28 protein-coding genes are annotated in these 26,697 nt (G+C 49.4%); 10 read left to right on the top strand and 18 right to left on the bottom strand.

From position 1 onward, the window contains the following. The first annotated feature begins 4 nt into the window (after positions 1–4). The 4 genes from EXN75_RS18155 (at position 5) to EXN75_RS06590 (ending at position 3,727) form a co-directional block, all read left to right on the top strand. Positions 5–316 carry a hypothetical protein gene (locus tag EXN75_RS18155; RefSeq protein WP_246031317.1) on the top strand — a complete coding sequence of 104 codons (312 nt, stop codon included), beginning with the start codon at positions 5–7 and terminating at the stop codon, positions 314–316. Further along, positions 300–719: a phage protein Gp36 family protein gene (locus tag EXN75_RS06600; protein WP_134843221.1), complete on the top strand. Its 420-nt coding sequence runs from the start codon at positions 300–302 to the stop codon at positions 717–719. Before EXN75_RS18155 ends, EXN75_RS06600 begins: the two co-directional genes overlap by 17 nt. An 81-nt stretch (positions 720–800) precedes the next feature. Beyond that, positions 801–2,069 (top strand): phage portal protein family protein, encoded by a 1,269-nt coding sequence (locus EXN75_RS06595; RefSeq protein ID WP_134843220.1) that lies wholly within the window; start codon positions 801–803, stop codon positions 2,067–2,069. A 53-nt stretch (positions 2,070–2,122) separates the two neighbouring features. Beyond that, positions 2,123–3,727, top strand: coding sequence for a toxin glutamine deamidase domain-containing protein (locus tag EXN75_RS06590; protein ID WP_134843219.1), 1,605 nt, complete (start codon positions 2,123–2,125; stop codon positions 3,725–3,727). Here EXN75_RS06590 and EXN75_RS06585 read toward each other — a convergent pair. Continuing rightward, complete coding sequence (locus EXN75_RS06585; RefSeq protein WP_187349076.1) at positions 3,689–3,946, bottom strand: hypothetical protein; 258 nt, start codon at positions 3,944–3,946, stop codon at positions 3,689–3,691. The genes EXN75_RS06590 and EXN75_RS06585 overlap by 39 nt on opposite strands. A 60-nt stretch (positions 3,947–4,006) precedes the next feature. On the opposite strand from EXN75_RS06585, the gene EXN75_RS06580 reads away from it, so the two are divergent. Together EXN75_RS06580 and EXN75_RS06575 are read left to right on the top strand one after the other, a co-directional pair. Next, positions 4,007–4,489: a phage virion morphogenesis protein gene (locus EXN75_RS06580; RefSeq protein WP_134843218.1), complete on the top strand. Its 483-nt coding sequence runs from the start codon at positions 4,007–4,009 to the stop codon at positions 4,487–4,489. Further along, positions 4,486–4,977: a hypothetical protein gene (locus EXN75_RS06575; protein WP_134843217.1), complete on the top strand. Its 492-nt coding sequence runs from the start codon at positions 4,486–4,488 to the stop codon at positions 4,975–4,977. Before EXN75_RS06580 ends, EXN75_RS06575 begins: the two co-directional genes overlap by 4 nt. Before the next feature lie 404 nt (positions 4,978–5,381). Here the strand turns inward: EXN75_RS06575 and EXN75_RS06565 are convergent, their stop codons facing one another. From EXN75_RS06565 to EXN75_RS06525, 10 genes are read right to left on the bottom strand one after another with little or no spacing between them, the layout of a single operon-like run. Further along, a complete protein-coding gene (locus tag EXN75_RS06565) occupies positions 5,382–6,089 on the bottom strand; it encodes a DUF3164 family protein (RefSeq protein WP_134843215.1) in 708 nt (235 codons plus the stop codon). A gap of 36 nt (positions 6,090–6,125) precedes the next feature. Next, entirely contained in the window at positions 6,126–6,293 is a 168-nt protein-coding gene (locus tag EXN75_RS17630) for a hypothetical protein (RefSeq protein ID WP_167639467.1), read from the bottom strand. Between the two features lie 13 nt (positions 6,294–6,306). Then, complete coding sequence (locus EXN75_RS06560) at positions 6,307–6,531, bottom strand: hypothetical protein (RefSeq protein ID WP_134843214.1); 225 nt, start codon at positions 6,529–6,531, stop codon at positions 6,307–6,309. A gap of 17 nt (positions 6,532–6,548) precedes the next feature. After that, positions 6,549–7,040, bottom strand: a complete 492-nt coding sequence (locus tag EXN75_RS06555; protein ID WP_187349075.1) for a hypothetical protein — start codon at positions 7,038–7,040, stop codon at positions 6,549–6,551. Positions 7,041–7,050: 10 nt separating this feature from the next. After that, positions 7,051–7,695, bottom strand: coding sequence for an AAA family ATPase (locus tag EXN75_RS06550; protein WP_134843213.1), 645 nt, complete (start codon positions 7,693–7,695; stop codon positions 7,051–7,053). A 7-nt stretch (positions 7,696–7,702) separates the two neighbouring features. Continuing rightward, the gene (locus EXN75_RS06545; RefSeq protein WP_134843212.1) at positions 7,703–7,957 is read right to left on the bottom strand and encodes a hypothetical protein; all 255 of its coding nucleotides are present in this window, start codon (positions 7,955–7,957) and stop codon (positions 7,703–7,705) included. Then, on the bottom strand, positions 7,954–8,799 hold the full coding sequence (locus tag EXN75_RS06540) for an AAA family ATPase (protein WP_134843211.1): 846 nt from the start codon (positions 8,797–8,799) through the stop codon (positions 7,954–7,956). The genes EXN75_RS06545 and EXN75_RS06540 overlap by 4 nt, the downstream gene beginning before the upstream one ends. A 28-nt stretch (positions 8,800–8,827) precedes the next feature. Further along, positions 8,828–10,777 carry a hypothetical protein gene (locus EXN75_RS06535; protein ID WP_246031316.1) on the bottom strand — a complete coding sequence of 650 codons (1,950 nt, stop codon included), beginning with the start codon at positions 10,775–10,777 and terminating at the stop codon, positions 8,828–8,830. Positions 10,778–10,836: 59 nt separating this feature from the next. Beyond that, positions 10,837–11,208, bottom strand: a complete 372-nt coding sequence (locus EXN75_RS06530; protein WP_134843209.1) for a hypothetical protein — start codon at positions 11,206–11,208, stop codon at positions 10,837–10,839. Positions 11,209–11,212: 4 nt separating this feature from the next. Then, entirely contained in the window at positions 11,213–11,653 is a 441-nt protein-coding gene (locus EXN75_RS06525; RefSeq protein ID WP_134843208.1) for a hypothetical protein, read from the bottom strand. A gap of 164 nt (positions 11,654–11,817) precedes the next feature. Between EXN75_RS06525 and EXN75_RS06520 the strand changes: the two genes are divergently transcribed. From EXN75_RS06520 to rbr, 3 genes are all read left to right on the top strand, one after another. After that, on the top strand, positions 11,818–12,459 hold the full coding sequence (locus EXN75_RS06520) for a S24 family peptidase (RefSeq protein ID WP_134843207.1): 642 nt from the start codon (positions 11,818–11,820) through the stop codon (positions 12,457–12,459). Positions 12,460–13,461: 1,002 nt separating this feature from the next. After that, on the top strand, positions 13,462–15,009 hold the full coding sequence (locus EXN75_RS18730; protein ID WP_134843206.1) for an endonuclease: 1,548 nt from the start codon (positions 13,462–13,464) through the stop codon (positions 15,007–15,009). A 203-nt stretch (positions 15,010–15,212) separates the two neighbouring features. Further along, complete coding sequence (gene rbr, locus EXN75_RS06510) at positions 15,213–15,755, top strand: rubrerythrin (protein WP_134843205.1); 543 nt, start codon at positions 15,213–15,215, stop codon at positions 15,753–15,755. A gap of 154 nt (positions 15,756–15,909) precedes the next feature. Here rbr and EXN75_RS06505 read toward each other — a convergent pair whose 3' ends face one another. From EXN75_RS06505 to EXN75_RS06475, 7 genes are all read right to left on the bottom strand, one after another. Then, positions 15,910–16,800: a DUF4249 family protein gene (locus tag EXN75_RS06505; RefSeq protein WP_134843204.1), complete on the bottom strand. Its 891-nt coding sequence runs from the start codon at positions 16,798–16,800 to the stop codon at positions 15,910–15,912. 22 nt (positions 16,801–16,822) lie between these two features. Next, on the bottom strand, positions 16,823–18,862 hold the full coding sequence (locus EXN75_RS06500; RefSeq protein WP_134843203.1) for a TonB-dependent receptor plug domain-containing protein: 2,040 nt from the start codon (positions 18,860–18,862) through the stop codon (positions 16,823–16,825). Between the two features lie 58 nt (positions 18,863–18,920). Continuing rightward, complete coding sequence (locus EXN75_RS06495; RefSeq protein WP_134843202.1) at positions 18,921–20,216, bottom strand: hypothetical protein; 1,296 nt, start codon at positions 20,214–20,216, stop codon at positions 18,921–18,923. Between the two features lie 350 nt (positions 20,217–20,566). Next, positions 20,567–21,733, bottom strand: coding sequence for an A/G-specific adenine glycosylase (gene mutY / locus EXN75_RS06490; protein WP_134843201.1), 1,167 nt, complete (start codon positions 21,731–21,733; stop codon positions 20,567–20,569). A 56-nt stretch (positions 21,734–21,789) separates the two neighbouring features. Beyond that, positions 21,790–23,043 carry a mechanosensitive ion channel family protein gene (locus tag EXN75_RS06485; RefSeq protein WP_118116800.1) on the bottom strand — a complete coding sequence of 418 codons (1,254 nt, stop codon included), beginning with the start codon at positions 23,041–23,043 and terminating at the stop codon, positions 21,790–21,792. Between the two features lie 11 nt (positions 23,044–23,054). Next, positions 23,055–24,383, bottom strand: a complete 1,329-nt coding sequence (dacB, locus tag EXN75_RS06480) for a D-alanyl-D-alanine carboxypeptidase/D-alanyl-D-alanine endopeptidase (RefSeq protein ID WP_246031315.1) — start codon at positions 24,381–24,383, stop codon at positions 23,055–23,057. A gap of 10 nt (positions 24,384–24,393) precedes the next feature. Further along, a complete protein-coding gene (locus EXN75_RS06475; RefSeq protein ID WP_134843200.1) occupies positions 24,394–24,813 on the bottom strand; it encodes a PH domain-containing protein in 420 nt (139 codons plus the stop codon). Between the two features lie 262 nt (positions 24,814–25,075). Here EXN75_RS06475 and nadB point away from each other — a divergent pair, with 262 nt between their 5' ends. Continuing rightward, positions 25,076–26,665, top strand: a complete 1,590-nt coding sequence (gene nadB, locus EXN75_RS06470) for an L-aspartate oxidase (protein WP_118116806.1) — start codon at positions 25,076–25,078, stop codon at positions 26,663–26,665. The last annotated feature ends 32 nt before the right edge of the window (positions 26,666–26,697 follow it).

Below are 26,697 nucleotides of genomic sequence, written 5' to 3'. Positions count from 1 at the left end.
AGACATGAAAAAGTTAAAGCATTTCTTTCGTGCCGTGGTCTTCGACTTCAGGGCACGTCGAGCCATTCGTAAGGCTCAGCGCGATGCAAACCTGCACCGCCGTAAGTTCTTGGTTCTTGTTTGGGGCGGCCGTCCCCGCGTAGTTTCCATGCAGGGCGTTAAGAAACTCATACGCCAGCACCGCTTTGGCAAGGGCTTCACAGCCGAAAAGGCGCGAAGCGTTGCCATGTTCGAGGCCGTGCCCCAGCCGCTGTCTAAGAGTGATTGCCGCCGTTGTTTCCTTATTTTCAGAAAGCGCGATGTTTCTAAACGATGACGACTACAAGGCGGTATGCGACGACTTCGAGTTCGAGACGTTGCAGGCCAACACCGACCTGCGCCTCACCGCCGAGCGCGCGGCGCAGGAACAAATAAGCAGCTACACCCGTGGCCGCTACGACATGGCGCGCGCCTTTCGTCAGACGGGCGAAGACCGCAACCCCCAGCTGGTGCAGTGCTGTGTCAATATCGCCTTGTGGCTCATGGTTCACCGCCTGCCGCAAAACATGGGCATAGAACGGCGTGAGAGCCTTTACAACGAGAGCATCAAGTGGCTGCGCGACGTGCAAGCCTCCAAGGCTTCGCCCAACTTCCCCACATACGTGAGCGAGGACGGCGACACCGACGCGGCAAACCCAGTAAAGTGGGGAAGCCAGAAGAAGACACGCCCCACATGGTAGTAAACAGATTAAACGCCGTTTAATGGGCTTTTCACGGCTTATTAAACGGCGTTAAACACTTTATTAAACAGCATCATAGTTATGGATATTTTAAACAGACTTAAAACAGCCTACGCCGCCGTCACGGGCGAGCAGGTGTATAGCCGCTATGACATGCAGCGGCTGGCTAAGTTCGCGCGCTCAAAGCAGGGCATGAAGCTCACAGCCCAGTTGCTCCAGCAGACCGACGCGCTCACCAAAAAGGACGTGGGTATGTGGCGTCAGGCATGGCAGGCGGCCATTAACGTGGATAACCCGCAGCGTTGTTTGCTTTACGACATTTACACCGACAACCTCATAGACCTGCATTTGCAGGGCTGTATCTCCCAGCGCGTGGGCATGGTGAAGCGCAACAAATACCGACTTGTGGGCAAGGATGGCAAGGAAGACGAAAAGGCCACCGACCTGCTGCGCAAAGAGTGGTTCGACGACTATTGCACACACGTTTTGTCCTCACGTTATTGGGGACATTCCCTCATTCAGTTCGGCGACATTGTGGGCACGGGATACGATATGCGCTTCGAGGACGTGGAACTGGTACCGCGCAAACACGTTTGTCCTGAGCATGGCGTCCTCCTCAGAACGGTGGGTGAAGACTGGCACAGCGGCATTCCTTACCGCGATGGCGAGTTCTCTCAGTGGTGTTTAGAGGCTGGCAGTAAGACCGACCTCGGTCTTCTGCTTGCCTGTTCGCCCCAGTGTATCAGTAAGCGCAATATGTTGGGCTTTTGGGATATGTTCGGCGAGATATTCGGCGCGCCTATGCGTATAGCCAAGGCCACCACCACCGACGAGGGCGAGCGAAAGAAGATAGAAGACGCGCTCGAAAACATGGGCTCCGCCTTTTGGGGTTTGTTCCCTGATGGCACCGACATAGAGATTAAAGAAAGCAGCCGCGGCGATGCTTACAACGTCTTCGACAAGCGTATAGACCGCTGTAACTCCGAGATGTCAAAGGGCATTCTTAACCAGACCATGACCATAGACAGCGGAAGCAGCCTCTCACAGTCTGAAACCCACCTCGAAGTTTTCGAGAATGTGGTCGAGGACGACAAAACCATGCTGGCGTACAACATCAACGACAAGCTACTGCCGTTCATGCTCATGCACGGCTTTCCTGTCGCTGGCTTGCGCTATGAGTGGGACGACGCGGCCAGCTTCACGCCGTCCGAGCAAAGAGAGATAGAGCGCGTTTTGCTCGAATACTATAAGATTGATCCCCAGTATTTCATCGACAAATACAACGTCGGTATCACTGGCGAGCGCGAGGCGAAGACACAGCCCGACGCGCTTAACTCTTTTTTCCAGTAAGCCCCGCGCAGGCCGCAGACCTGCGCAGCTCTTACGGGGCGTTTCACTCTGCTTTGCTCCAGCTCTACTATGAGGGCGACACCCTCCAGCTGGCCAAGGGCGAGGATGACGATGTGCCGACGTTCGACCCCGCCGTCTTCGACGATGCCGCGCAAATGGTGTACGACGCGGGCGGCTTCGATGCCTCACAACTCACCGACCCGCGCGCCCGAAAGGTGATCGACGCGACCACGCAGATAATCAACCGCGCGGTCGAAACGTCCATACCTCACGACGTGCCTGAAACTCTCCGCTACGCGCTCGAAAACAACGGCTTTATTTTCTCTGGCTTTAAGACGTTCCACGCCCTCCGCGAGGTGGGGCTGTCCATGCTCGACGACAAGGGAAACGTGAAGCCGTTCGACGATTTCCGAAAAGACGTGCAGCAGATTAACCAGAACTACAACGTGAACTGGCTAAACGCCGAGTATAAGCACGCCCTCGGTTCTTCACTCATGGCGGTAAAGTGGGCAGACCTCTCCAAGGACACAGACCGTTATTTCCTCCAGTACCGCACGGCGCAGGACTCCCGCGTGCGTCCCGACCATGCCGCGCTCGACGGCATTACGCTGCCAGCCGACGACCCGTTCTGGTCGAAGTATTACCCGCCAAATGGTTGGGGGTGCAGGTGCCAAGCGGTGCAGGTCAGACGCTCCAAGTACCAGCCGAGCGACCCGAAAGAGGCCATGAAGTTGGGCGATGAAGCCACCGACACGCTAAAGCAGCGTATGTTCCGCTATAACGCGGGCACGGAAATGCAGCTTTTCCCGCCTAAGCACCCGTATTACAAAGCACCAGCGGCGGCAAAGAAAGTTATAAAGCAGCTCACGGCGGAACAAAAGAAAAATAAGCGAGTGGCAGAGCTTCGCGCACAGCTACCCGATAATTTGACGGATGCAGAGAAAGACGCAAAGGCTCTGAATAATTACGAGATTGCCGAAAAGTTAGGCGTGAAAGTTGGCAAGCCTATGAGCGTAGAGCAAGCGGACAAACAGCACGCAAACCCTCACCATGTGGAAAAATTCATATTAGACCCTAAAGGGGCGTATGTGGATAAAAAGGGCAACCGGTACAGACTGAACACGAAATATAACAAAGCAAAGGACAGACCTTACGAAATTAACTGCCAAACTTGTGCCCCTGCCTATATGCTTCGCCTTATGGGTATAAACGTAACGGCCAAAGGTAACACAACAGGTTCCAAGCTTGAATATTTAAGTCGTGGGTATAACTGTTGGGAAGTTTGGAAAAACCCAGACGGGACACCTGCAAAATACACAAAGGTGAACGACTGGCTCGCCGCCAAGAATGGCAAACAAATGACAGAAAAGCGGTGGTTGCAGTTCTTTGATGAAACGTGCAAGGAGGAGGGCGTTTATGGTCTCTCTATAGGATGGGGCGCGCGTAGCGGGCACATGACTATTTTACAACGTTTTAAAGATGGTACGCTTAAATATATAGAGCCACAGCATGATAACTCCGAGGGTTCGGGGCGTGAATGGGATAATATAAAGAATTTGGCCAAACAGGGCGGAAAAATACAACATGATTGTCGCGGTATCATGCGAATAGACAACAAGCTATTCAATACCGATTTCGTCGAGATTTTCGACGTATAGCTCTGCAAAATCAAAAACGGACGAACCTGTTATCTCCACAGCTTTGCCGTCTTTGAACAAATAAAGAAACGGATAGCCATTCGTCACCTCCTCAGGGTACACAAAAAGCCACGCCTTTTGGCCGTCCACGTCGCCGAGATATTTAAGACGGTCGCCGTAGCGGTCTATAAGGTACTGAGCCTCCTGTTTTACTGCCTTTGGTATTGTTATCTGTTTCATGCCGCAAAGATACGTCGATTTTCTGTAAAGTAGTATATTTATTAACAATAATTTAGCAAAATGTCTGATATTATCGACGGCCAGAAGCTCGAAGCCGACATTTTAAAGGATATGCGCGTAGAGCTTTCCGAAGAGTTCGACAAGAACTTCCAGCGCAAGGCGTTCTTCACGGATGCGTGGAAGCCCCGAAAGGATAAGAAAGCCCTCGGCTCTCTCCTTGTGGTCACGGGCGCGATGAGGCGAAGCATCAAAAGCGAGGTCGTAGGCCACGGCGTGCGCTTTTCTTCCTCACTCCCTTACACCACGATCCACAACGAGGGCGGAAAGGGCACCCTCACCGTTAAGGCGCATTATCGCACAAGCAAAAAGGGAAAACGCTATCAGGTCAAGTCCCACCAGCGGCGGTTCAATATGCCGCAGCGTCAGTTCATAGGCGACGGCAAAGAGACCCAGCAGCTCATTAAGGACGTAATCGACGACAACCTCCAAGCGTTCAGCCTCAGTATGTCCAACTTTATAAGCAGTAGAATTAAGAAGAAATGAGAAAGCAGATTTTTAAGGCTATCGCCCAGCGTATCGCCGAGCGGTGCCCAGACGTTAAGTTTATCGACCTTTGGAACGAGCACGTCGTCGAGGTCTCCACCTCAGTGCCGTGGCCTTTGCCCGCCGTCTTCATTGAGTTCGAGCAGTACGAGGTTCACCAGCTCAGCAACTGGCAGAGGGATGCCGACATTCCCGTGCGCCTCCATGTCGTCACGCGCTGGCAGGCTTACACCGCTGGCGCGGCCGACAAGCGCATAGACATAGCCCTCCAGTATTTCGACCTTATCGACCGCGTGAACGCCGCCATGCAGGGACTGAGCGGCGACGGCTTCGGCTGCTTCATGCTCACCGCCAGCGCGACAAACCACAACCACGGCGAGCTCATGGAAAACATAGAGAGGTGGCAGACCCACGCCGTGGATGCCACCGCAAAGCGACCATGCAGAGCCGTGCCGCTCACCGACATGGACATTATCGACCGCGTCTGATGAAGACAAAAAAAAGGCTGCACCATTTCGATGCAGCCTTAATTTTTCAAGATTGATAAACTGGCATATCGTCCCAAAAGTCAAAAAGCGACTTTTCCAGTGGTGTGGGGTTGTCGGGTGGTGGTGTAGGAATGTCCAGATAGCTAAGGAACGTCCGGTAGCTCATAGGATAGAGCGGGTTCACATATCGCCGCCACACTGCCTTGTAACATCTGCTATTATTGCCACTCTCATAATAGCGATTTACTATCGCACGCACTTTTTTTATGCGCTCAATGGTAGATTTATGGTGATTTCTGCACATTTCCCGAAAAAATTTGTTATTTTTGCAACCGCTTTATTAACAAAATTCGGGGCGTGTTGTCTTGTGGTATTCTTTTCGGGGAAATGCACAGGCGGCACGCTTAATCTTTTTTTGCTTCTTCCTCCGCCTTTTCTTCGTCGGTGTCCGCGTCGGTCACGCTCAACGGTATGATGTGCCACTGTCCCTTCTCGTCTTTCCACTCAGCGCGGATAAACTGGCGGGTCATGGTCGGCTGGTATGCCTCCTCGATTATCTGCACACCCTCCTTGAACTTGTCGTCCTTGCTCTCGTCGGCCATCTTTCTGAGCTGCAACACGCGGCTCGCCTTTAGGTTGCCCATGCCGTCGCGGCTCAGCAGTCGCATAATGGCCTTTACGAGGGTCTGTGTCTTCTCGTCGGTGGCGAGGCTCTGTATGTAGTCCTTCACCATGGCGATGCCGTCCTCCACCGTGTCGCGGTAGCCGTCTATACAGTTGCAGCCCAGCGTCAGGCGCATTTTGCCGTTCGAGTGGGTGAAGGTGTGCGTGCGCTGTGTGTCCTTGGTGATGCGCAGCACGTTGGCTTTCATGTCGAGCACCTGCGCGAAGCTGCCGTACACCTTGGCTTTTACCGCCTTGATGCGGTCGCTCAGGGCGCGCAGCTCTGGTATGGCCGCCGCTATTTCCTCGTCCACGATCTTGGCATAGGTCTCGCGGTCTTCCTTGCGCTGCTTCGTCTCTGCCTCTTTCTTCTGCTGTGCCTGAAACGCTGCGAACGCTTCGGCCTGTTCCTTGGTCATTTCGACCTTTACTTTGTCCTTTGTTTCCATTGTTTTAATACTGTTTAAATGGTTATTTAATGCTGTTTATAGCAGCTTTACTTGTCTTATTTCGTCCGTGGCGTGCTGGAAGTCGCCAAACAGCGCGTAACCCGCCGCCTTGAATATCATGCCCGTGGCGATGACGATAACGCCAATAATGGCAAACGGCGCATATACCAGCGCGATGCCCAAACCCTTGAAATACTTTTTCATTCCGTTGCTTGTTTTAGATGTTATACAATAAGATGATTAACGCCACTTGCAGCAGCTGCCCCACGATGCCGCCCAGCACCGTGGCGGCGATGTCGAGCCAGTCGAACCGCCCGCCGTACATTCTGTCCTTGAACTCCATGCCGACCGCCAAGCCCAGCACAAACAGCTCCGTGCCTACAAAGCCGCACGGTATCGCATACGCGAAATGCTTCATTCTGTTACTTTCATTCAACCACATAAGCCATTATCTTTATTTTAGGCTTGGCCTTTCGGCATTACGCCGTACAGCTTCGCCATGTTGTTTAATACGTCTTCCGCCGCCGTCAGTTTGTCCACCGCCTCACTGTCTTTCACCTTGTTGTTAAACAGGGCGATGAGGTTGCGCAGCCTCTCGCGCGGTATCTTGTTGAAGTCGTCGTGAGCCGTAGCCCTGCACGCTATCGCCTTTATCACGCTGGCGTTGCTCTTGCGCCCGCTCTTTCTCAGGTACTGGCCTATCGAAGCCATGACACGCTTGCGCAGTTTGTCCATGTCGCCCGTGCCCGTCTTCTGGTTGGCCTGTTCCGAGAGCTTCGCGCAGATGTTCACGAGGTCGTGGGTGTCTATGTCCCTGCTGCTCTCCACGCCGTAGCTCTCCGCGATCGCTCTCTTTTCCTCCGCGCTCAGTCCGAGCACCGAGCAGAGGGTGTGGTATTTTTTCAGCAGCCCCCTGTGTATTTCGTCCATTGTCTTGTTTTCCCTTGCCATAGTCTTTTTTTTATTTCGTTGTAATGTTTGCCCAGTATTCCGCCGCGCCTTTCTCCCAGATGGTGAAGTCTGCGCCGCCCTCATGCCGTTCTGCCACTTCGTAGCGGGTGGTCGTGAATGCCTTGTAGCCCTCCACCCTTATTTTGATGTCAGCGTCGTAGCGCAGGTTTTGCGCCAAGCTGCCTTTCGGCTCGCCCTTGCGCTCATGCGCCACAAAGATGAACAGCTTGTCGGGGAACTGCTGCCGCAGCTTCATGTAGTCGCTCATTTTGAAACCAAGCCAGTAATGCACCGAGTCTATTACGATGATGTCGGGGCTTTGCTTCTTCTTTAGTCTCGCCGTGAGGTCTTTCAGGCTCTCTTTGTCCAGCAGGATGATGCGCGTGCCCACTTCTTCCATGCCCACGCGCTCCCATGCCTTTTGCAGAGAGAGCGAAAGACCTTGCTCCAGCGAGTTGTAGGCCACACGGCGAAAGCGGGTCAGATACTTGCAAAGCTGCATTACAAACGTGGTCTTGCCGCAGCCCGAGCCGCCGTATATCAGCCATTCGCCACGAAGCTCCGGCCGTCCGAAGCTGGCGAGGAAAGCCCCGTCGAAGTCGGCCACGTCAAACTTTGCCTGTAATACGTTCTTGTTACTTATCGCCCTTGCCATACGCCGTTTATATGTCTTTGATGTCCACTTTCACGCCGTCGAGGTTCTGCACGCACCATGATGCCCAGATAAGCCCCGCGCCGTCTTTGTCCTTGGGGTCGGTCTCTATTGTCACCGCCACCATGCCCTTGGTCTTGGCTCTGCGCACCCTCATGTCGCAGGGTGCCTGTCGGTAGAGCCATTCGTCCATCGCCTTGCTCGCCTCCTTGGTCTTCATGCCGAGGGTGATGCGCTGGCGTTTCGTGAAGTCCGCGCCGTTCATGCCCTGCCCCCTTTCTTGATAGTCCAGCAGGCGCGTTTCACGCGGCGCAGGTCGCAGTCCGCGTCCTTGATTATCGCGCCTATGTCGGCCGCGCTGGTCACGCCGTTGGCTCTGCATACCGCCGCGATGTCTTCGTCGTTCACCACTTGCAGCTTCACGAACTTGCGGCCTATGCGGCTGTAAATCTCTTGGTAGCCGCGGCGGTTGAACCTCACGCCCCGTGTGATGCGCTTCTCCAAGAAGCTGGTCGCGCACAGCACGAGCCCGCACTGACCCTCGAGCTGGTTGTAAAGCGATATGAAGAAGTAGAGCACTTGGTCGCTCAGCTTGTCGGCTTCGTCCAGCACGATGAGCGGCTTTTCCACGGCTTGCAGTTCCTCCACTATCGCGTCCATCTGCTCGCTCACCGTGCCCGCCATGTCCTTGCCCAACGCGCGCAGCAGCTTCGCGATGAATGTGCGGCGGTTCCAGTATTCCGAGCAGCACAGGTGATAGGTGGCGGCGTGTCCCGCCGTGTACTGCTTCACGGCCTCCGTCTTGCCGCAGCCAGCGTCGCCCGTCACGGCTATGGCGAGGCTTTCCTGCTTGGCGTTGTCCAGTATGAAGCCCATGCGCTCAAAGCCTCTGGTCGCCACCGTCTGCCATGCCGTCGCGTCGTGTCCCGTCTGTGCCGCGATGCTTCGCCACATGTCGTCGCTTATGGTGTCCCAGTCGCCGTTCAATACCTTGCTCAGCGTCGCCGAGCTGATGCCCATGCTCTTGGCTGCCTTGTTCTGGCTGCCTTTCTGTGCGCAGAAACTTTTCAGGCGTTCTGCTATCTGTACCTTTTCGTCCTTTGTCATGTTGCTGTTATTTTTTATTGTTTGTTACTTAAAATATTGAGTAGTCGTCCGCGTCGCTGCCCTTTGGCGTTGTCGGTATTTCCCGCGCCTCTGCCGCCACCACCTTGGTGCTCTCTATGCCGAGCCTCTTTTCCTCGCGCGGTAGCTTGTGTTGTCCTCTGCTGTCGCACAGGCAGAAGCGGTTCAGCACGTTGCCCAGCCGTGGGTTGTCGGCGATGAGTTCCTCCGTCTTGTGGTAGGCTTCGGCCAGTTGGTCGGTCACGTGCGCCTCCAGTCGGTCGTTGTAGTCGAACACCTTTTGCAGCTCCCTTGCGTCGCCCTCCGTGCGGTCTGCCAGAGCCATGGGCTGCACATACTTTTCGGTGAGCATGTAGCGCAGCGTTCCGTCCTCGTTCACGGCCAAGACTTGGTTTAGGTCGTTCGGGTCGTACAGCACCCGCCACTTTTCGCCCGCGTGCTGCCTGAATGTCAGGTCGAACGAGTCGTATTCCCTTTTCACGCCCAGCAGGGTAGGCTTCAGCCCGCCGCCGCAAATGGCGTTTGTCTGTCCCGTCGTGTCGCCGAAGTAGAGCAGGTAGTTTTCCTTTGTCAGCGGTAGCCGTCTTTCGGCGGGCAGGTTGGCGAGCATCTGCATCATTTGCGCGTGCTTCTTCTGTCGCTCCGCCGCCATGATGGCGTGTATCTGCTGTCTCACTCCCTCCTCGTCGGGGAACTGGTGGCGCAACATGTTCAGTGCCTCGCTGTTCGGCTGCTTCTTCGGGTCGGTCGTGATGCCGAAGCCCGACCAGTTGTTGCACCTTTGGCAGTAGTTTTTGTTCAGGTATCCGAAGTATGCCTCCACCGGCTTTGCCTTTGCGTTCTTCACTCTCGCGGGTGTCAGCTTGTCGCTCATGGCGAGATAGAGCGGGGTCATGGCCTTGATGCCGTAGTGGTCGCATTGCAGCTGGTTGGCTCTCAGCATCTGTCCCGCCAGCTCCGCGCTGTGCTGTGCCGCGTTGCGCAGTGCCTCAGTGATGAGGGCGGGCGTTTCGTGCGTGCCTATCGCGTAGCCTATCGGGTAGTCACAGCAGGGGTCGAGCACCACTTCCAAGCACAGGCGGTTCGAGTAGGTGGTCACGTGGTGGCCTTGCGCGTCTTCCCTCACTGTCTGGTAGAGCAGCTCGCAGTCCCAGCCGTCCAGCGTCCACATAAGGAACGCCGCGCTTGGTCTCCGCCGCTTCACCTGCATGCTCCTCTCGTTTCTGAAGTTCGTTGCGCCGCGTCTGCCCGCTGCCGTCACGAGGTCGAGCTTTTCTTTCCACACGCCCACCGTGCTGGCGGTTATCCGCTCCCAGCCCTGCATGTCCGCCACCTTGTTGTAGTATTCGGCTACCATGGTGTTGTCGAGGTTGTTGTGGTGTGCTATCATTTGCGTGAGCACGGCCTCTTTCTGCCCGTCGTCCACCTTGGCGGCGTTCGAGTTCTGAAACTTCTTGCTGATGAATACCACCGCGCCCGCCTTTTGATATTCGTTGAACTTCATGTGCAGCCTCCTTGCGTTCTGTGGCAGGCTGTTAGGCCATGCGTCCGATATGCGGGGCAGTGCCGCCGCTGCCTTTGTCCAGAACTCGCCGAGCTTTATCTTCGCCTTGCTCTGGCGGATGCGGTGGCTGTTCGCGCGGTCTATGCACAGCCTGAAAGCGTTCATTATGGCGCAGTTGTTGGCGTATTCCGTTTGCTTCTCGTTGCTCAGGTGCCGCCCGTCAGCCAGCACATAGTCCGCATAATACTGCATCGCCTCGCCGTCTGGCTCTATCGCCTCCACAAATGGCTTGCTGTCCGCCTTTTCCTGTGCGTCGGGGTAGCGGCGGTAAACCTCTGTTCGATATTTCAAAGGCAGGCTTTCGACGGCAAACAGCGCAGGAGTACCATTACAGCCACGGCGAACGCGTTCCACTTTGCCGCGTTGGGCGAGCTTGAGCAGACTGTCATTTGTCATAATGCCAGCTGTTAGCTCAGTGTGACTAATACAAAGCGTGTTACCGTAATACTCCATAATTAAAGCCCTCCAGCAAAGGTTTGTTCTATATAGAACTGCTCGATCGTGCAGTGCTTCACCTCGCGGCGCACGTTGCCGTCCTTGTCAAACACTTGCACCGTGCCAGTGCCTTTGTCGGCCTCCAGCATGGCACCGTTCTCGAAATACTGGCGCATATACCCGTCGGCGTCGTGTATGGTCTCAGTGGCAGGGGTGAGCAGAAGCAGCACGCCGCCCTTCTGCTTCGCAAACTTTCTGATGCGCAGGCTGGTGGGCGTATCGTTGCTAAAGTTCAACGCGCGCCACAGTGTCATATCTGAGCACTTAAACGCTTTTTTAATCTCTGCGCGTACCTCTTTCGTTACCTCGATTTGCTTTCTTGTTGCTTCCATATCTTTACTTGTTTAAATGGTTCAAAATATACTTCTTGTCTTCCTCTCTCAGGCGCAAGCCTATGCGCACTTTGCGCTCCACCACTTCGCGGCGTGTCACCAGTTTAATGGCTGCCTCGTAAGCGTCCACGTTGTCGTCTGCTTCATCTACAGCCAGAAGCACGTCAGCCGCGTGGCTCATGGTCTCGCGTTCTGCTGCCTGTTGGTCTGCCATGTCGTCGAGCTCTTGCTCTTTGTTGGCGAGCACCTTTTCCGCAAAGGTGACTTTTGCGGACAGGTTGCGTTCTACCTCCAGCGCGATGCTGAAAAGGTCGTTTTTCTTCCAAAGACCGCAAAACGTCTGTTTGTCCATGTTGCCCGTAGCCATATACAGCTTGGTAATGTCCGCGAACTCGCTTTCTGTAACTTCTTGCCCTGTTAGGGTTCTAAATTCATCAATATTCATTGCTTTATTAACTTTTAAGTTATAAAATTCGTTATTTTCGACCTTTTTTCGTATCTTTGGCCGCTGTGTTATACTTAACACGGGTGCAAAGATAATACGCATTTGCGGAAATACCAAATTTTTTGGCAACTATTTTACGCATCTGTGGAAAATTTATTAAAATTATGACTATAAACGAAAGATTTACCCAGATAATAGGCACTTTATTCAAAGGTAATAAGAGTGCTTTTGCTAATGCAATAGGCGTTACACCGTCTGTTGTTGATAATATTGTAGGCAAAAGACAGGGAAAGCCGTCTTTTGATGTTGTTGAGAAAGTTTCCGCACTTGCGGAAATAAATATTAATTGGCTTATTACTGGCAAAGGAGATATGCTTAAAAGTTTAAAAGGAATAAAGCCAACAAAGGACGGCACGGGCATTCCTCTCATTCCAGTGGAAGCTATGGCGGGCTGCTTTACGGGTAGCCAAACCGTTCTTTTGCAGGAATGTGACCACTATGTCGTGCCAGCTTTCAAAAATGCCGACTTCCTTATATATGTACGTGGCGACTCCATGCAGCCACGTTATTACTCTGGTGATATGGTGGCGTGCAAGATGCTATCACCGACCGACCTGTTCTTCCAGTGGGGTAAGGTTTACGTCCTCGACACCGACCAAGGCGCGCTTATTAAAAAGGTAGAGCAGGGCACCGACGACGAAACCATTACGCTGGTATCTGAAAACGAAAATTATAAACCATTCCAGATCCCGCGCCGTGCCGTCTATCATATAGCCATAGTTATGGGCTTAATACGTACCGAATAAAAAAACGAGGCTTCATTTGCTGTTAAACACCCGTTAAACACGCCAGAACCCCGATAAATAAAGGGCTTGCGCCATTTCCCAGTCTCTGCGTTTAATGGTAATTAAAGGGGTGTATTCTCACCATAAAGCCGCTTTTTGAAACCTTAAAAGTATAGTTAGTGGTGATATTCGAGACAGAAATGTCCTCCCAACTGTCCACCCAACAGTCCACCCAATGGCTAAAAACAAACGAAAAGTGCAGGGTTCAGCCACCGCCACCCTGCACCGTTTGGCCTCCTTTCTGGCCACCGATTAACCACCATTTAAACGCTGTTTATGCACCATTTAAACGCCCACCCCTGAGCATCATGCAGCTGCACCCCGTCAAAGCCCCCACGCGCGCCAAAAATAGCTCCAAAACACGCCCAAACGCCTGCCTTTCCACTCCTTTCACCCTCTTTTCTTTCCTCTGCGCCCCGCCTTTGCCCCTTTTAAGCCTTTCTCCCGTCCTTTCTCCCTCTCGCCCCTCCATCTGCCCACCGCGCCCCGTAGAAACGCCCACGCACGAAAAAAGCGACCAAAAGCAGCCCCGTCGCCACCTTTGCCCGCTCTCAATTCAACCAAATTAAACCGCGCCTCGTTCAAAATTCGCCCCAGATTAAACGCTTCCCTAAACAGAATTAAACCCAAATTAAACCCGATTCAACCTTTTGCACATTTCGTTTTATCCTCTGTTCTCCCTCCACACTCTCGTAACTCCCTCATATACACGCCTTTCCCTCTTTTCAGGTTCATAGGCTCTTTGTACATTTCGTTTTCATGCCCGTAGAACGACATTCAACGACACACTTCGACAGTAACCATCTATATTTCCATACACTCTCTGGATTTCATATATAATAAATAATTGCGACAATATGAAAATAAATTGGGAAAAGGAGGGGATTATCGGATTTTATTTGTATTTTTGCCATGTGATTCAGAATTCTAATTATTTTTTTGGCAACTAAAAGATGAATTGTTATGAGAAAAAGATTACTACATTGGACACTGGCGATCGTCGCAGCTGTCCTGCCAGCCATTCCATCTCTGGCACAAATTCCTGATGGATATTACAACTCGCTCAAAGGTAAGAAAGGAGCAGAACTGAAAACGGCCATATACAATATCATCAAAGACGCCAAGGTTCTTGAATATGGTAGTGGAAAGGGGAAAACCTGGTGGGGATTTTGGGATACAGACCGTGATGAGCGTGGCTATTTCATCGACCGCTACTCTGCTGAGAAAGAATGGGTGAAATCTACTTCACAAGGTGCTGTGGGGGCAGGAATGAATATCGAACATTCCTTCCCGAAGAGCTGGTGGGGAGGTGCCAAAAGTCAGGCATACAAAGACCTCTACAACCTCATGCCTTGTGAGAGCAGAATTAATTCCACAAAAAGCAATTATCCTATGGGTACCGTTGTGAATGGAGACAGGGGTAATGGCTGGACAAAGGTTGGAAAAGGTAATGATGGTAATTGGTATTGGGAACCTGCCAATCTTTGGAAAGGCGACTTTGCCCGTGGTTATATGTATATGGCAACCACCTATCAGAACTACAACTGGAGTGGCACCCAAGCTCTCCAGATTCTCCAGCAAGGTGCCTACCCTACCCTCCAACCATGGGCTTACAAACTGTTTATTCAATGGGCTAAGGGAGACAAACCTGATGCTCTTGAGATTAAACGCAACGAGGATGTCTATAAGATACAGGGCAACAGAAACCCATACGTGGATTTTCCTAACTTGATGGAATATGTATGGGGTGACAGTATCAACTATGCCTTCAATCCGGAAACAACCCTGAAATCCACCGACTATAAGAATGGTGAAGGCGGAGGTACCATCACTCCTTCTCCTGACGAACCTGATAACATCTACAGTGCCGACTTTACCAGAGAAAAAGGTGGCTGCACTGAAAAGATTGTTAAGAATGAAAGCAGTAACACCTCCATCTGGAAACAAGACAGTCAATTTGGTTGGAAAGGAACTTCGTATTCTAAAGATAAGAATCATGTAGCAGATGCTTATCTTTACTTACCGGAACTCGATCTGACAGATTACAGACATGCTACCCTGACCATCAATCAGGCCATCAATTTCGCCAAGGGAAATGCTTTGAAATATCTCTCTGTAGAGGCAACGGTGATAGATTCGGAAACCGGCGAGGATAACGTCAGCAAATTGCCTGACTTAGCTGTACCAAGCAAGGACAGTTGGAATTTTGCTGACTTCGACCTGGATCTGTCTCAATATTGTGGCGGCAAGGTGAAACTCGCTTTCCACTATACAAGCGATAACGAGATCGGTCCATACTGGGAAATCAAGAAACTGAATATCACAGGCACCAAGGTTCCTACTGGCATCAACACTCCTGTCATCACAACCGACAACCGCGGTGAGATTGATTTCAACCTGCCATACCAGATTTTCACCATCGATGGAAGACAGATGACATCCACCTCTGGAATGAAGGGTGTCGTGATCATCAAACAGGGAAATGCGACTCGCAAGTTGATCAGATACTAAACTGAAATATTAAATTCAGATATGAAAAACTAAAGATAAAGCGTACTAAATGTGTAGCCAAAAGCTTGCATTTAGTACGCTTTTCCGTTAAAAGTTGCAAAATAGAAGAAAAAAGATTTCCACAAATTTGTAATATTGGAAAAATTACAATATCTTTGCAAAGAAGTTAGGAATAAGATTATTAACTTTTAAACAGATACATTATGAAAGAATTAAAAGGAACAAAAACAGAAAAGAACTTACAGGAAGCATTTGCAGGTGAGTCACAGGCTCGTAACAAATATACATACTTTGCTTCCAAGGCAAAGAAAGATGGTTATGTTCAGATCGCTAACATCTTCGAGGAGACTGCTGCTAACGAGAAAGAGCATGCCAAGTTGTGGTTCAAGTATTTGGAGGGCGGTGCTATCCAGGATACTGAGAAGAATCTGGAAGCTGCAGCCAATGGTGAGCACGATGAGTGGACTGAAATGTACCCACGCATGGCAAAAGAGGCTCGTGAGGAAGGTTTCGAGGAGATTGCAGCCAAGTTTGAAATGGTTGCTGAAATCGAGAAGCATCATGAGGAGCGTTATCGCAAGCTCTTGAAGAACGTACAGGACAAGCTCGTCTTCTCTCGTGATGGCGATTGCATCTGGCAGTGCTCCAACTGCGGCCATATCGTAGTTGGCAAGCAGGCTCCTGAGGTTTGCCCAGTTTGCAACCACCCTCAGAGCTACTTCCAGATTGAAGCAAGGAACTATTAAAGGTAAAAAGGTAAAAAAAACGTTGGCTTTTAACTCTATAAATGGTCGAAAGTTTTGTTAACAACTGAACTTTCGACCATTTCTCATTTCTCATTTTTTAAAACTTTCTCATTTGTAATTTGCTTAACTTTCTCTCGCCTTTAAAATCTCTTTTTTACCTTTTTACCTTTAAAAAGGGGATCTGAATACGATAGAAAGTGGCACCATAACCGCACCAGTACCCCAAAGCACCTCTGACATTTGACTTCAGATTGGTGCTGACGGGTACGAGTGGGACGCGGGAGAGGGCTGCCAAATCCTCAAAACTGCGCCAATACTCATACGAGGTGGAATCGAGCGTAGCAAACTTCACACGCACCATTTCTCCTTCATGAAAATATGGATCCCTGTTCTTGATCAGGTTGGAACGACCTCTGCGAACGGAAACTTTCCCCTCAGCACCTATCATTCCGGCATTCATCAATCCCAATTCCGCAGAAAGAAATTCCTTATCCTTTCCCATCACTTGGGAAAAGAGTTTGCATCGCTGCTTGCAACTTGTGTAAGCATAAATCTGATACAAACTGTCCACCATCGCCTGCTCTACATGAAAACTGTCGATAACTACCGGCTCCGGAATGGTCGTTGTAGCCTCTGCCACCTGTCCATCAGGTGTCTCTACTCTTAATGTATATTCCTTACCTATCTCGCCCCGCATATCATAAGTGGTATAGACGAAAGGTGGGAAATAATTGCGATCATACCTGCCCACCATGGTCTCTGTACGGGTACCGTCGGAGATGGTTACCTTTGCCCAGCGCTCCAGATAGTTGGAAAGACTATCGAGCATCAGTTCATTCTTGCTCAGATAAACCGTATTGGTCAACTTTACCTTCGGGAAATCGCCTGCATCTATCCAGCCCTCCACCACAAGAAGCTTATCGGTAGAGGTCTCCACATGATCATAACAACTGCTCAGCAGACAGCAGTTCAGCAGGATGAAAACCTGCAAGCAGCCCACTGAGAGAAGCCATTTCCCTGCAAAATATCTTAATCTTTCCTTCATATCTAAAAACGGATCATCGTGTTTAAAACTTATAATAGTAATTAATGGATGGCATGATTGGCATCAGAAAACGGAACACTCCATATCTGACATGACCATCATACACCTTGATGCGATAAAACAAATCATTCTTATGGAGCGTAGCATTATAGAGCGAGAGATTGATTCCACTCCTGCAGTCGCCCCTGTTGACGAAATCATAACTTGCCGACAGATCGAGTCGGATATACGGATTCATTCTTGCTGCATTATGTTCACCATATTCCGTCAGGAGATTATTGGACACCAAGTAGGCATAGTTGATATGGGTATAGGGAGTGCCTGAAGCTACCACTAATGTACCGCCAAAACTCCATCTGTTACCGAGATGATAGGTGGCTACTGCATTCAGTTCATGGATACGCTCGTGATTGGCAGGAAACCAGCCCTGATAATTTCCATCATCATACTTTCTCCTGGCTCTTCCCCACGAGTAACTCAACCAGCCCGTCAACTTTCCCCTCCTCTTTTCCAGCAGCAGATTGAAACCATAGTTGCAACCTTTGCCATAGAGCAACGAACCGTCCAGGGAATAGGAGGAATAGACGATGTCAAAGACATTGCCCGTATTTTCTATCTGATGTTTCAGCGACTTGAAATAGATTTCCGTACTCAGGCGGTATTCTTTGTCGAAAAGCCAGAACTCGCCCTGCAAAGAGGCATTATAGGAATACTGGGGACGGCGCAGACTATCGGCTGAAAACCAAAACTCGGATGGCAATCCGGACGAGGAGAACCCTGTCTGGAACAGATATTGGCGATGAATGCCTACATGCAGGCTCAACTTACTTTGGGAAGTAGGATTCCAAAGGAGCTTGAAGTTAGGTGACAAACCATAATAACGGGTCTGATGATGATAAAGACTCGCCCGCAGACCCAGTTCGCAAGAGAGATTCTCCGCTAACGGTTGACGATAGAGAGCATAAGCACTCGACTCCACGGAAGACTGGGTAGGTTGAGCAGGAATATCATTGGCAAACTCTCCCTCCAGAGAGATCTTCTGCGGTTGGAAATCATGTCTGATTACTTCCAAACCTCCTTTCAGATTTCCCCATTTCACATCCCCCTTATAGCCTATATCATAGATCCAAGAACGCAAGTCCACATCAAAAGAAAGTTCGTCAACTCCTATCCGATTGGCGTAACGGGAGTAATACAGCATCTGTTCGGAACTCACATTTCCCCATTTCGAATACCAATGCAGTGCAGCCATCGTATTGTTCCACCGCAGTTTGGCACTCAATCCATAGTCAGCCTGGGTGAGTTTCACACGATCATATCCCCAATAAGCCTCCCATTTCAGTACATGATGGGCATTGAGTTGGGTGATGAAAGAAAAATTGTAGTCAGAGAAATCATAGTTGACCCTATCTCCTTCCACTTCGAGCCATTTGGAATAGAGCAGATTGAGGTAGGCTGCACGTGCCGATAGCAAGAGCAGGGAGCGCTTGCCTACGGGCAACTTGAGGGTGCCCTGAGACGACATCGGACCGACAGAAATTTCACCATGGACGGCTTTCATCTGCATACTATCCTCGCCCAAGATCCATGTAGGTGTACGCAGATCCAAGCTTCCACCGAGACGATTGGGGAAGTCGGCTGAAGAAGAAGACTTGCGCAGACTCATGTCATTGAAATGTCCGGCATTGAAGACGGAGAAGAAACCTAACAGATGGGCAGCATTATAGACAGGAGCCCCACCGATGGAAACGAAATTGTGAGAATTGTCGCATCCCTGGATATGCAGTCCGGCATCATATTCAGAATTGGTCTGCACGCAAGGCAACAGTTGGGCATAGTGCATAGGGTCCGCATTGCCGAGAATACGGGGCATATCGTCCATCAGACTCATATTGATGACGTTAGCACCCTCTATCTCTTTGAGCGAAGAACGCACTTTCTTTCCGGTGATTTCAACTCCCTGGAGCTGATAATGATGAAGCGTGTCGGCAACTATTGCCGACACGCTTTTCTCTGCACTTAATATTCCCAAAAGGAATAAGAAGAATATCTTTCTATTCACTATTTGTCTTTGATTGTTTATCTAAAACAATGATGATTTGCCTGTATTTATACAGGAATTACTTTTTGGGAATGACGGGATGAACTTCATCATCTACTTCATCGAAGTCGAACAAATTCTTGAAATCATCGATGAGGCTCTGGATCTTGTCTGAAACTGTCTTGAAATTCTGCTCATCAAAGTAATCCTCATAAGAATACTTAGAACCATCGGTGAACTCCAACCAGTATTCATAATCCCAGTACTTATAGGTACCATACTCCTCATCCAAGTATGGAGCCAGATAGATTTTAGCAGCAGGAGAAGAAGCACCATCCAGATAGAGCTTTGCATCCATCTGCTTGTTAGCATTCTCTATAAACAGCTTAAATGTGCTCTCATTATTATAATTGCTATCAGCCTTATCCAAATTATTATAGAACAAGGTACCATCCAGGATCTTGCAGACAATCTTCGCCTTGCCCAAGATATTCATGGTGATATTGATCTGACCGAATTCAGATTTCTCACCGCTTGGAGTAATATTACCATTGCCGTTGCCTTCCAGCGTGATGAGTTCCTCACCATTCTTGCTGAATACAACCTTAGCCTCAGCAGTCTTGCCAGCCTTATAAACAGCCTTCTTCACTTCCGCCTTGAAAGCACCGATGGTAACGACAGAAGTTACATCCACTTCATCCTTAGACAAATCCACTTCCTTACCGGTCTTCACCTGAGAAGTAACAGAAACTGTACCCATATTTTTGCCCTCACGAGTAGCAGTAATATCAATCTGCTTAGGGAGCATGAAGCGGTTTTCATACCTTGTTACGATTTCCTGACTACCAGTCCATTCCCAATCTTCATCATCAAAAACAGAGTGATGAATCTCTGTAGCCTCAGCACTTGCCTTCAGCGTAATGACACATTTCTTCTGCTGAGCATCATGATAGATGAAGCTGAGATGGTCGCCACCTTTCTTGGTCTGTACCCAAGTACCCTGCTGGAGTTCAAACTCGCCCACGAAATTAGCGGCATTCCAAAGATGATTATCGGGGTTGGCTTTAATCTCGCAAGCTTCGACACAAGCCTCAAACCAGTCTTGGATAACGCCTGCCTTATCGCTGACATCTACATCCAACATCTGTTTGTATTCCTCAAACTCATTGGCGCTGATTTTAGACAGCAATTCCTGAGAGGTATTGTTCAAACTCTGTTTAGCCTGAGCAGCAGTAACGATGGTTTCTGTACCGCCACCTGCATTGCCACCACCAGGGTTATCAGGATTTGACGGATCATTAGAACTATCTCCACACGCAGCGAAAAACATCATAGCCATGGAAAGTAATGAAACTAAAATACTTTTATTCTTCATAGGATCTTAAGCATTATACTCGCCCCATCCCCAAGAGCAAGTTAGTTAGTAATTATAGTGCGAGGATGACCAATAGGCACTAAACGTTCTTATTATAGCTACAAATATAAGGATTTTATTTTGATTCTCTATTCTTTTTAACATATTTTATGTGTAAACTTTGATTGGAACAGCCTATACGATCTAAAAGTCCCACGGATTTACATAGTTTTTTTTATTCATCGGAGTTTTTTTCTCACGCAGATTTCGCTGATGACGCAGATTTTTTATCTCACAAAGATCTGTGTTAATCTGTGAAATCTGTGGGACAAAAAACACCACGAAGAAAAATCTGTGGAATATGTGGTATATTATTTGCAAGAAATCTTTTCAAGCAGGAGTTCTATCAGTCTTGGAATACCATAGTCTTCTATTTCCTCCTCCTTGATCCAGATATAATCATCGGGAAGCTGGGGATGGGCATCGGTATCCAACAGGTAAAAGTCAGCCAAAAGAATGCGATGGGTCAAGACATGCTTCACATCCTGAGCCAGCAGCTGCAGGGCATCTACGTTTGACAAGTGAAGGTCTGCTGCAAGTTCTTTCTTGAAAGAAGAAAACTTCGTGAGAGAAGTCGAAAACTTTGTGGAAGACAGAGATGCCTGTGCGGAAGAAGGAGAGGCACAGGCTTCAGCGATATCTGAAGCATTGAAAGGTTCCCATAATCCTTGCCAAATATCTCCCTCTCCCCTACGATGAATGGCAGTCTCACCCTTACACCTTATATATATATAGGAAAGATGACGGGTCTTCACCTTCATGGTCTTTTGCTTGACAGGCAGTTCGGCTACCCGATTGGTTCGCATCGCCTCGCAGGTTTCAGCAAGTGGGCAGAGCAGACATTTCGGAGACTGAGGGGTGCACTGAATTGCACCAAAATCCATCATCGCCTGATTATAGGCTGCAACCAGAGATAAAGACGATTGAAAATCGGAAGCCGGAGAGAAAGACGAGAGAGAATCGGAAGCCTTTGATGAAGGCAACAGAGACTGCGCCAAGGCTGCAAACTCCTTTTTTCCCTGCGTGGAATTGATGGGAGTATCAATGCCAAAATACCGGGCAAGGACACGATAGACATTACCGTCCACCACAGCAGCCGGAATATCGAAAGCAAAGGAACCGATAGCAGCTGCCGTATAATCTCCCACACCCTTCAGTTGTTTGATGCCTTCAAGCGTATCAGGAAAATGACCGAGTGCCACAATCTGCTTAGCTGCCGTATGGAGATTCCGGGCACGGGAATAATAACCCAATCCCTGCCAAAGTTTCAGGACTTCATCCTCATGGGCAGCCGCCAAATCCTGCACAGTGGGATATTGAGCCATAAACCGCTCCCAATACTCCCACCCCTGGGCAATGCGGGTTTGCTGCAGGATAATCTCACTCAGCCAGATGGCATAAGGATCACGAGTCTCTCGCCAAGGCAACGCCCTGCCGTTTTCACGAAACCAAGAAATTATAGTATTAGCAAATTCCATCCCTGCCTTTTTACCTTTTTACTTTTTTACCTTTTTACTTTTTTACCTTTAAAACATTACTGTTCCGGATATTGCTCATAAATCTTCAGTTCGAACTCATTGGCAAGCGCATAGGCATGCTCCATGATGTCAGCAAGAATATGCTCATAATTGACCCAAACCTTATCCTTGATGAAGAAATAAAACTCAATCGGGAGTCCGCACTGCGTGGCTTCCAAATGGCGCACCATCAGTGTGAGTTCCGTATTGATTTCCGGACGCTGGCGCAGATATTTCTCCATAAACTTACGGTAGAGTTGCAGATTGGTTGGGGCAAGAGCTGCCGGATTCTTCAGGTCTTCTATATCCTTGCCTTCCTGTCTGTCTTTCTCCAAAGCCTTCTGGAGAGATTCTTTCAGTTTGAAGGAATCTTCAGTTGCAAAATGCTTAGAAATCAACTTCTGTTTCAGCAAGTCATCTACCAGTCGGATGCTGCGGAAATCGAAGTAAACCAGGCGTTTCACCCGTCGTCCCCCACTATTCTGCATACCAATCCAGTTTTGGAAAGAACCATTCACCAAGGTGGTAGGAGAAATGGTGACGATGGTATTATCGAAGTTACGCACCTTGACAGTAGTGAGCGACATTTCCTCCACGATACCGTTGGCATCCACCGACTTCACCGTAATCCAGTCGCCCTTATGGAGCATATCGTTGCTCGTAAGACGGACACCAGAAGCCAAACCCGTAATCGTATCCTTGAAAACCAGCATGAGGACTGCAGAAGTGGCACCCAATCCAGCAAACAAGGTAAGCGGACTCTTGCCCAACAGGATGGCCACCACCACGACACCTGCTACAAAGAGCATGAGAACCCTGAGCACGCCACAGAAAGTATGAAAATACTGTTGAGCAGAGGACCGGCGATCCTTGGCATCTTCCAGTCCTTTGAAAGACCCGATGAAAACCAGGACGGTTCTCACAGACATCACCACGATATAGATGCCCGTAGCTCTTTCGAGGATTTCCTTGAAAATCGGATATTCCAGATAGATGAGTGGCATGAGCGACCAGATGACGACAGCCGGCACAATATGGCAAGCCGAGTTGAGTACCTTCTTATTGAAAAGCACATCATCCCAGGAAGCCTCCGTCTTCTCCGTAATCTTGGAGATAAGCGGCACGAGAATCTTACGGCAAAGGAAATCGCTTATAATTGCCAGCAGAATAGCGGTAACTGTAAGCAACAAATGGCGGAGAACGGGTACGGAATCGCCCGAAACACCAGCCCACACCATCATTTCATCCACAAATTTACGTATTTCTTCCATATATCAAGTCTTTACGGTTGGCAAAGCAACTCACACACCTTGTCTGCAAAAGAGCGTGCATTATTGCTATGCATAATACCATTATTGAGAATCGAGAAGCAAAGATCGTGGCCATTTGCCGCCTTGCAGTAACCGGCAAGACCAATAACACCTGTCACCGTGCCCGTTTTAGCCTTCACATTGCCATGAGCAAAACCGGAGCGCATTCTCCTCTTCAAAGTACCATCCACACCAGCAATTGGCAAGGACTGTTTGAGATGCGGCAGGATGTTCTCGTCCTGGTAAGCATAGCGAAGGAGCTTGACCTCCAGTTCGGCAGAAACATAGTTGTAGAGAGAAAGACCGGAGCCATCCGCAAACTTATATCGGGCAGGATCAAGTCCAATCTTTCTAACCAGCTGGCGCTGCACATTTCTGGCACTCTTGGCACTTGCCGGACGGTTGCCAGTAGAAGATGCTATCTGATAATACATGCTTTCGGCATAGAGATTATCACTGTCTTTCATCATCTTATGCAAAATCTGATCCATGGTATGGAAACGGGTACAGATGGTGAAAGCACTTGCCGGACAGCGCTTCACGGAAGTTCCGGAACCGGCATAGAAGATACCAGCGTCCTTCAGCTTGGCGAGAAATCTTTCCATGAAAATATCCTTGCGTCCGAAAACCAATGGGGATAGCACGGGATTATCATCATCCCAGCACCAACCTTCGCCCAACAGGTCTTCGTCCTTCATCGAGCGGTCGGCATAGATGCTGCCCTGAATACTATCCACGCCCATATCTTTGAGACTGGTGACAAAGGCGGTCATATCATCATTATTAAAACGAGGGTCCATACCACCGATGCAATACACATCGCCCTTGAGTACCCCATTATCAATCGTGCCCGTATATTTCAGGGTCGTTTTAAACTGGTAAGAACCACCCAACTTATCGAGTGCCGTAATCGCCGTCACGAGTTTCATGGTGCTGGCAGGACGCATCAGTTGGCGCTCACGGAAGCGGTAGATGCAGGAATCAGTCTCCAGGTCCCAAACCATGATACCCACCTGAGAAGTTTCAAACATTTTGCTCTTGAGGAGTTTGTCAAGTCCCACCTTCACGGTTTCCGTCCAAGGCAATCGCAAAGTATCAGCAGCAATTGTCTCCACCATCGCAGAGTCTGCCACAGCAGAATCTTCACTATCCTCCACTACCTCCTCATCATGCTCAGGATTCGCATCATTTACCAGAACGTCCTGATTCTCCTGATTTTTTACAATTTGAGCCTGCATATTGGGGAGACAGAGCGTCATCACCATCAAAAGACTCATCACATATTTTATCATCTTATTCATTTCTAATTTTTCATTTCTCATTTTTTATTCTTTTCTCGATTTCCCTGATAAAACTTTCCTCATTATCAGGCTGCAGGCTGACCAGTTTGTTAGCTCCCACCTGAATGACGAGAGCATGGTCGAGTCCCCAACACATCTTCATAGGCTCCACGCTGACAATATCGCACACTGGAATGGTCTGGTTTCGGGAGAATCGCCCCTCATTGATGACGATGAAATCCATTTCCTCATCCCGGTCGATAGGTTGCACCCTTCGGAAAGTATAAGTTGTATTCAGAATGCGCTCGATCATGCCCACAATGACGATGGCAAGCAGGATGCCGATGATAGCCACCTTCACCCAGAAGAAATAACCGGTGAGAAGCGCAAATACCGCCACGCCACATTTGGCAGGAACCGAAAAACGCTTATGAAAAGTTCTGTCTGTCATACCTTATTATATATATGTTAAGTCACCCCGAAGCCACCAATTAGCACCTCACAAGGGTTTAGATTTACAAAAAACACTGCAAAATTACAAAAAATCCGTCTCTTATTACTCATTTTAAAGATAAATTATTACTTTTGCAACGAATTAAGGTTTCATCCCTTACAATCTTAAGGGAAGTACAGGGTAAAACCAACGCAAAATGAAATAAAAATGAAGACTCTATTCCATAGGAATAAGAGATAAATTGATAAAATAAACTCAAATGGTTTATAAGTATGATTTTCTGATTATCGGTGCAGGAGTTGCCGGTATGAGTTACGCCCTGAAAGTAGCCAGAGCGAAAAAAGGTAAAGTGTGCATGATCTGCAAGACCTCTCTCGACGAGGCCAACACTTCATTTGCACAAGGTGGTGTCGCATCAGTTACCAACCTGGAGGTGGATAACTTCGACAAGCACATCCAGGATACAATGATTGCTGGTGACTACATCAGTGACTACAAAGCAGTTAAACAGGTTGTTACCAAGGCACCAGAACAGATCAAGGAACTGGTGGAATGGGGAGTCAACTTCGACAAGCAGCAGGACGGCAAGTTCGACCTTCACCGTGAGGGCGGACACAGCGAGTTCCGCATCCTCCATCACGCCGACGATACGGGTGCTGAAATCCAGAGAGGACTGATGGAAGCCGTACGCAACAATCCAGACATCGACATCAAGGAGAACCACTTCGCAGTGGAGATTATCACCCAACACCACTTGGGCGCACGCGTTACCCGTCGCACTCCTTACATCAACTGCTACGGAGCCTACGTCCTCAATCCTGACACTCAGAAAGTAGATACTTATCTCAGCAAGGTGACTGTGATGTGTACAGGTGGTTGCGGTGCGGTCTATCAGACCACAACCAACCCAATCATTGCCACAGGCGATGGTGAGGCGATGGTCTATCGTGCCAAGGGAACAGTTGCCGATATGGAGTTTGTACAGTTCCACCCTACTGCCCTCTTTCATCCGGGAGAAACTCATCCTGCGTTCCTCATCACAGAGGCCATGCGTGGCTACGGCGGTATTCTCCGTTTGCCTAACGGCGAGAGTTTCATGGAGAAATATGATGAGCGCCTGAGCCTTGCCCCTCGTGACATCGTGGCTCGTGCCATCGATAAGGAGATGAAGATTCACGGTCTTGACCATGTTTGTCTCGATGTGACCCATAAGAATCCGGAGGAGACCAAGCATCACTTCCCTAACATCTATGCAAAGTGTCTCAGCATCGGCATTGATATTACGAAGGATTATATTCCTGTTCGTCCTGCAGCCCACTACATGTGTGGCGGTATCAAAGTAGATCTGAACGGTTGTTCCAGCATCAACCGCCTCTATGCTTTAGGCGAATGCTCCTGCACAGGTCTTCATGGCGGCAACCGACTGGCGAGCAACTCACTCATCGAGGCCGTCGTTTATGCAGATACAGCAGCCAAGCACAGTATTGAGCATGTGGATGAATACGACTTCAACGACAAGGTGCCTGAATGGAATGATGAGGGTACCATGACCAATGAGGAGAAGGTGCTCATCACCCAGAGTATCAAGGAAGTGGGCGAATGCATGAGCAACTATGTGGGAATCGTGAGAAGTGACCTGCGCCTGAAGCGTGCCTGGGATCGTCTCGACCTGTTGTATGAAGAGACTGAAAACCTCTTCAAGCGTGTGAAGGTAAGCAAGGATCTCTGCGAGTTGCGCAACATGATCAATGTAGGTTACCTCATCACCCGTATGGCCATCGAGCGCAAGGAAAGTCGCGGTCTTCACTATACCATCGACTATCCGGTTCATGCCTACGACAAGAAATAAAGATTTGATAATCAGCAAAACTTTTAAATATT

The sequence above is a fragment of the Segatella hominis genome (assembly GCF_004535825.1).
GTDB lineage: Bacteria > Bacteroidota > Bacteroidia > Bacteroidales > Bacteroidaceae > Prevotella > Prevotella hominis.
Note: the sequence above shows the minus strand (reverse complement) of the source record. Positions and strands in the feature narration are given on the sequence as shown.

Bases quoted from the DNA above. Each gene is read 5' to 3' on its own strand.
- EXN75_RS06585 (WP_187349076.1), bottom strand. From the start codon at position 3,946: ATGAAACAGATAACAATACCAAAGGCAGTAAAACAGGAGGCTCAGTAC.
- rbr (WP_134843205.1), top strand. From the start codon at position 15,213: ATGAAAGAATTAAAAGGAACAAAAACAGAAAAGAACTTACAGGAAGCA.
- nadB (WP_118116806.1), top strand. From the start codon at position 25,076: ATGGTTTATAAGTATGATTTTCTGATTATCGGTGCAGGAGTTGCCGGT.
- dacB (WP_246031315.1), bottom strand. From the start codon at position 24,383: ATGAATAAGATGATAAAATATGTGATGAGTCTTTTGATGGTGATGACG.
- EXN75_RS18730 (WP_134843206.1), top strand. From the start codon at position 13,462: ATGAGAAAAAGATTACTACATTGGACACTGGCGATCGTCGCAGCTGTC.
- EXN75_RS06555 (WP_187349075.1), bottom strand. From the start codon at position 7,040: ATGGCAAGGGAAAACAAGACAATGGACGAAATACACAGGGGGCTGCTG.
- EXN75_RS06575 (WP_134843217.1), top strand. From the start codon at position 4,486: ATGAGAAAGCAGATTTTTAAGGCTATCGCCCAGCGTATCGCCGAGCGG.
- EXN75_RS06540 (WP_134843211.1), bottom strand. From the start codon at position 8,799: ATGACAAAGGACGAAAAGGTACAGATAGCAGAACGCCTGAAAAGTTTC.
- EXN75_RS06485 (WP_118116800.1), bottom strand. From the start codon at position 23,043: ATGGAAGAAATACGTAAATTTGTGGATGAAATGATGGTGTGGGCTGGT.
- EXN75_RS06600 (WP_134843221.1), top strand. From the start codon at position 300: ATGTTTCTAAACGATGACGACTACAAGGCGGTATGCGACGACTTCGAG.
- EXN75_RS06535 (WP_246031316.1), bottom strand. From the start codon at position 10,777: ATGACAAATGACAGTCTGCTCAAGCTCGCCCAACGCGGCAAAGTGGAA.
- EXN75_RS06505 (WP_134843204.1), bottom strand. From the start codon at position 16,800: ATGAAGGAAAGATTAAGATATTTTGCAGGGAAATGGCTTCTCTCAGTG.
- EXN75_RS06495 (WP_134843202.1), bottom strand. From the start codon at position 20,216: ATGAAGAATAAAAGTATTTTAGTTTCATTACTTTCCATGGCTATGATG.
- EXN75_RS06520 (WP_134843207.1), top strand. From the start codon at position 11,818: ATGACTATAAACGAAAGATTTACCCAGATAATAGGCACTTTATTCAAA.
- EXN75_RS06545 (WP_134843212.1), bottom strand. From the start codon at position 7,957: ATGAACGGCGCGGACTTCACGAAACGCCAGCGCATCACCCTCGGCATG.
- EXN75_RS06565 (WP_134843215.1), bottom strand. From the start codon at position 6,089: ATGGAAACAAAGGACAAAGTAAAGGTCGAAATGACCAAGGAACAGGCC.
- EXN75_RS06560 (WP_134843214.1), bottom strand. From the start codon at position 6,531: ATGTGGTTGAATGAAAGTAACAGAATGAAGCATTTCGCGTATGCGATA.
- mutY (WP_134843201.1), bottom strand. From the start codon at position 21,733: ATGGAATTTGCTAATACTATAATTTCTTGGTTTCGTGAAAACGGCAGG.
- EXN75_RS06475 (WP_134843200.1), bottom strand. From the start codon at position 24,813: ATGACAGACAGAACTTTTCATAAGCGTTTTTCGGTTCCTGCCAAATGT.
- EXN75_RS06525 (WP_134843208.1), bottom strand. From the start codon at position 11,653: ATGAATATTGATGAATTTAGAACCCTAACAGGGCAAGAAGTTACAGAA.
- EXN75_RS06595 (WP_134843220.1), top strand. From the start codon at position 801: ATGGATATTTTAAACAGACTTAAAACAGCCTACGCCGCCGTCACGGGC.
- EXN75_RS17630 (WP_167639467.1), bottom strand. From the start codon at position 6,293: ATGAAAAAGTATTTCAAGGGTTTGGGCATCGCGCTGGTATATGCGCCG.
- EXN75_RS06530 (WP_134843209.1), bottom strand. From the start codon at position 11,208: ATGGAAGCAACAAGAAAGCAAATCGAGGTAACGAAAGAGGTACGCGCA.
- EXN75_RS06580 (WP_134843218.1), top strand. From the start codon at position 4,007: ATGTCTGATATTATCGACGGCCAGAAGCTCGAAGCCGACATTTTAAAG.
- EXN75_RS06550 (WP_134843213.1), bottom strand. From the start codon at position 7,695: ATGGCAAGGGCGATAAGTAACAAGAACGTATTACAGGCAAAGTTTGAC.
- EXN75_RS18155 (WP_246031317.1), top strand. From the start codon at position 5: ATGAAAAAGTTAAAGCATTTCTTTCGTGCCGTGGTCTTCGACTTCAGG.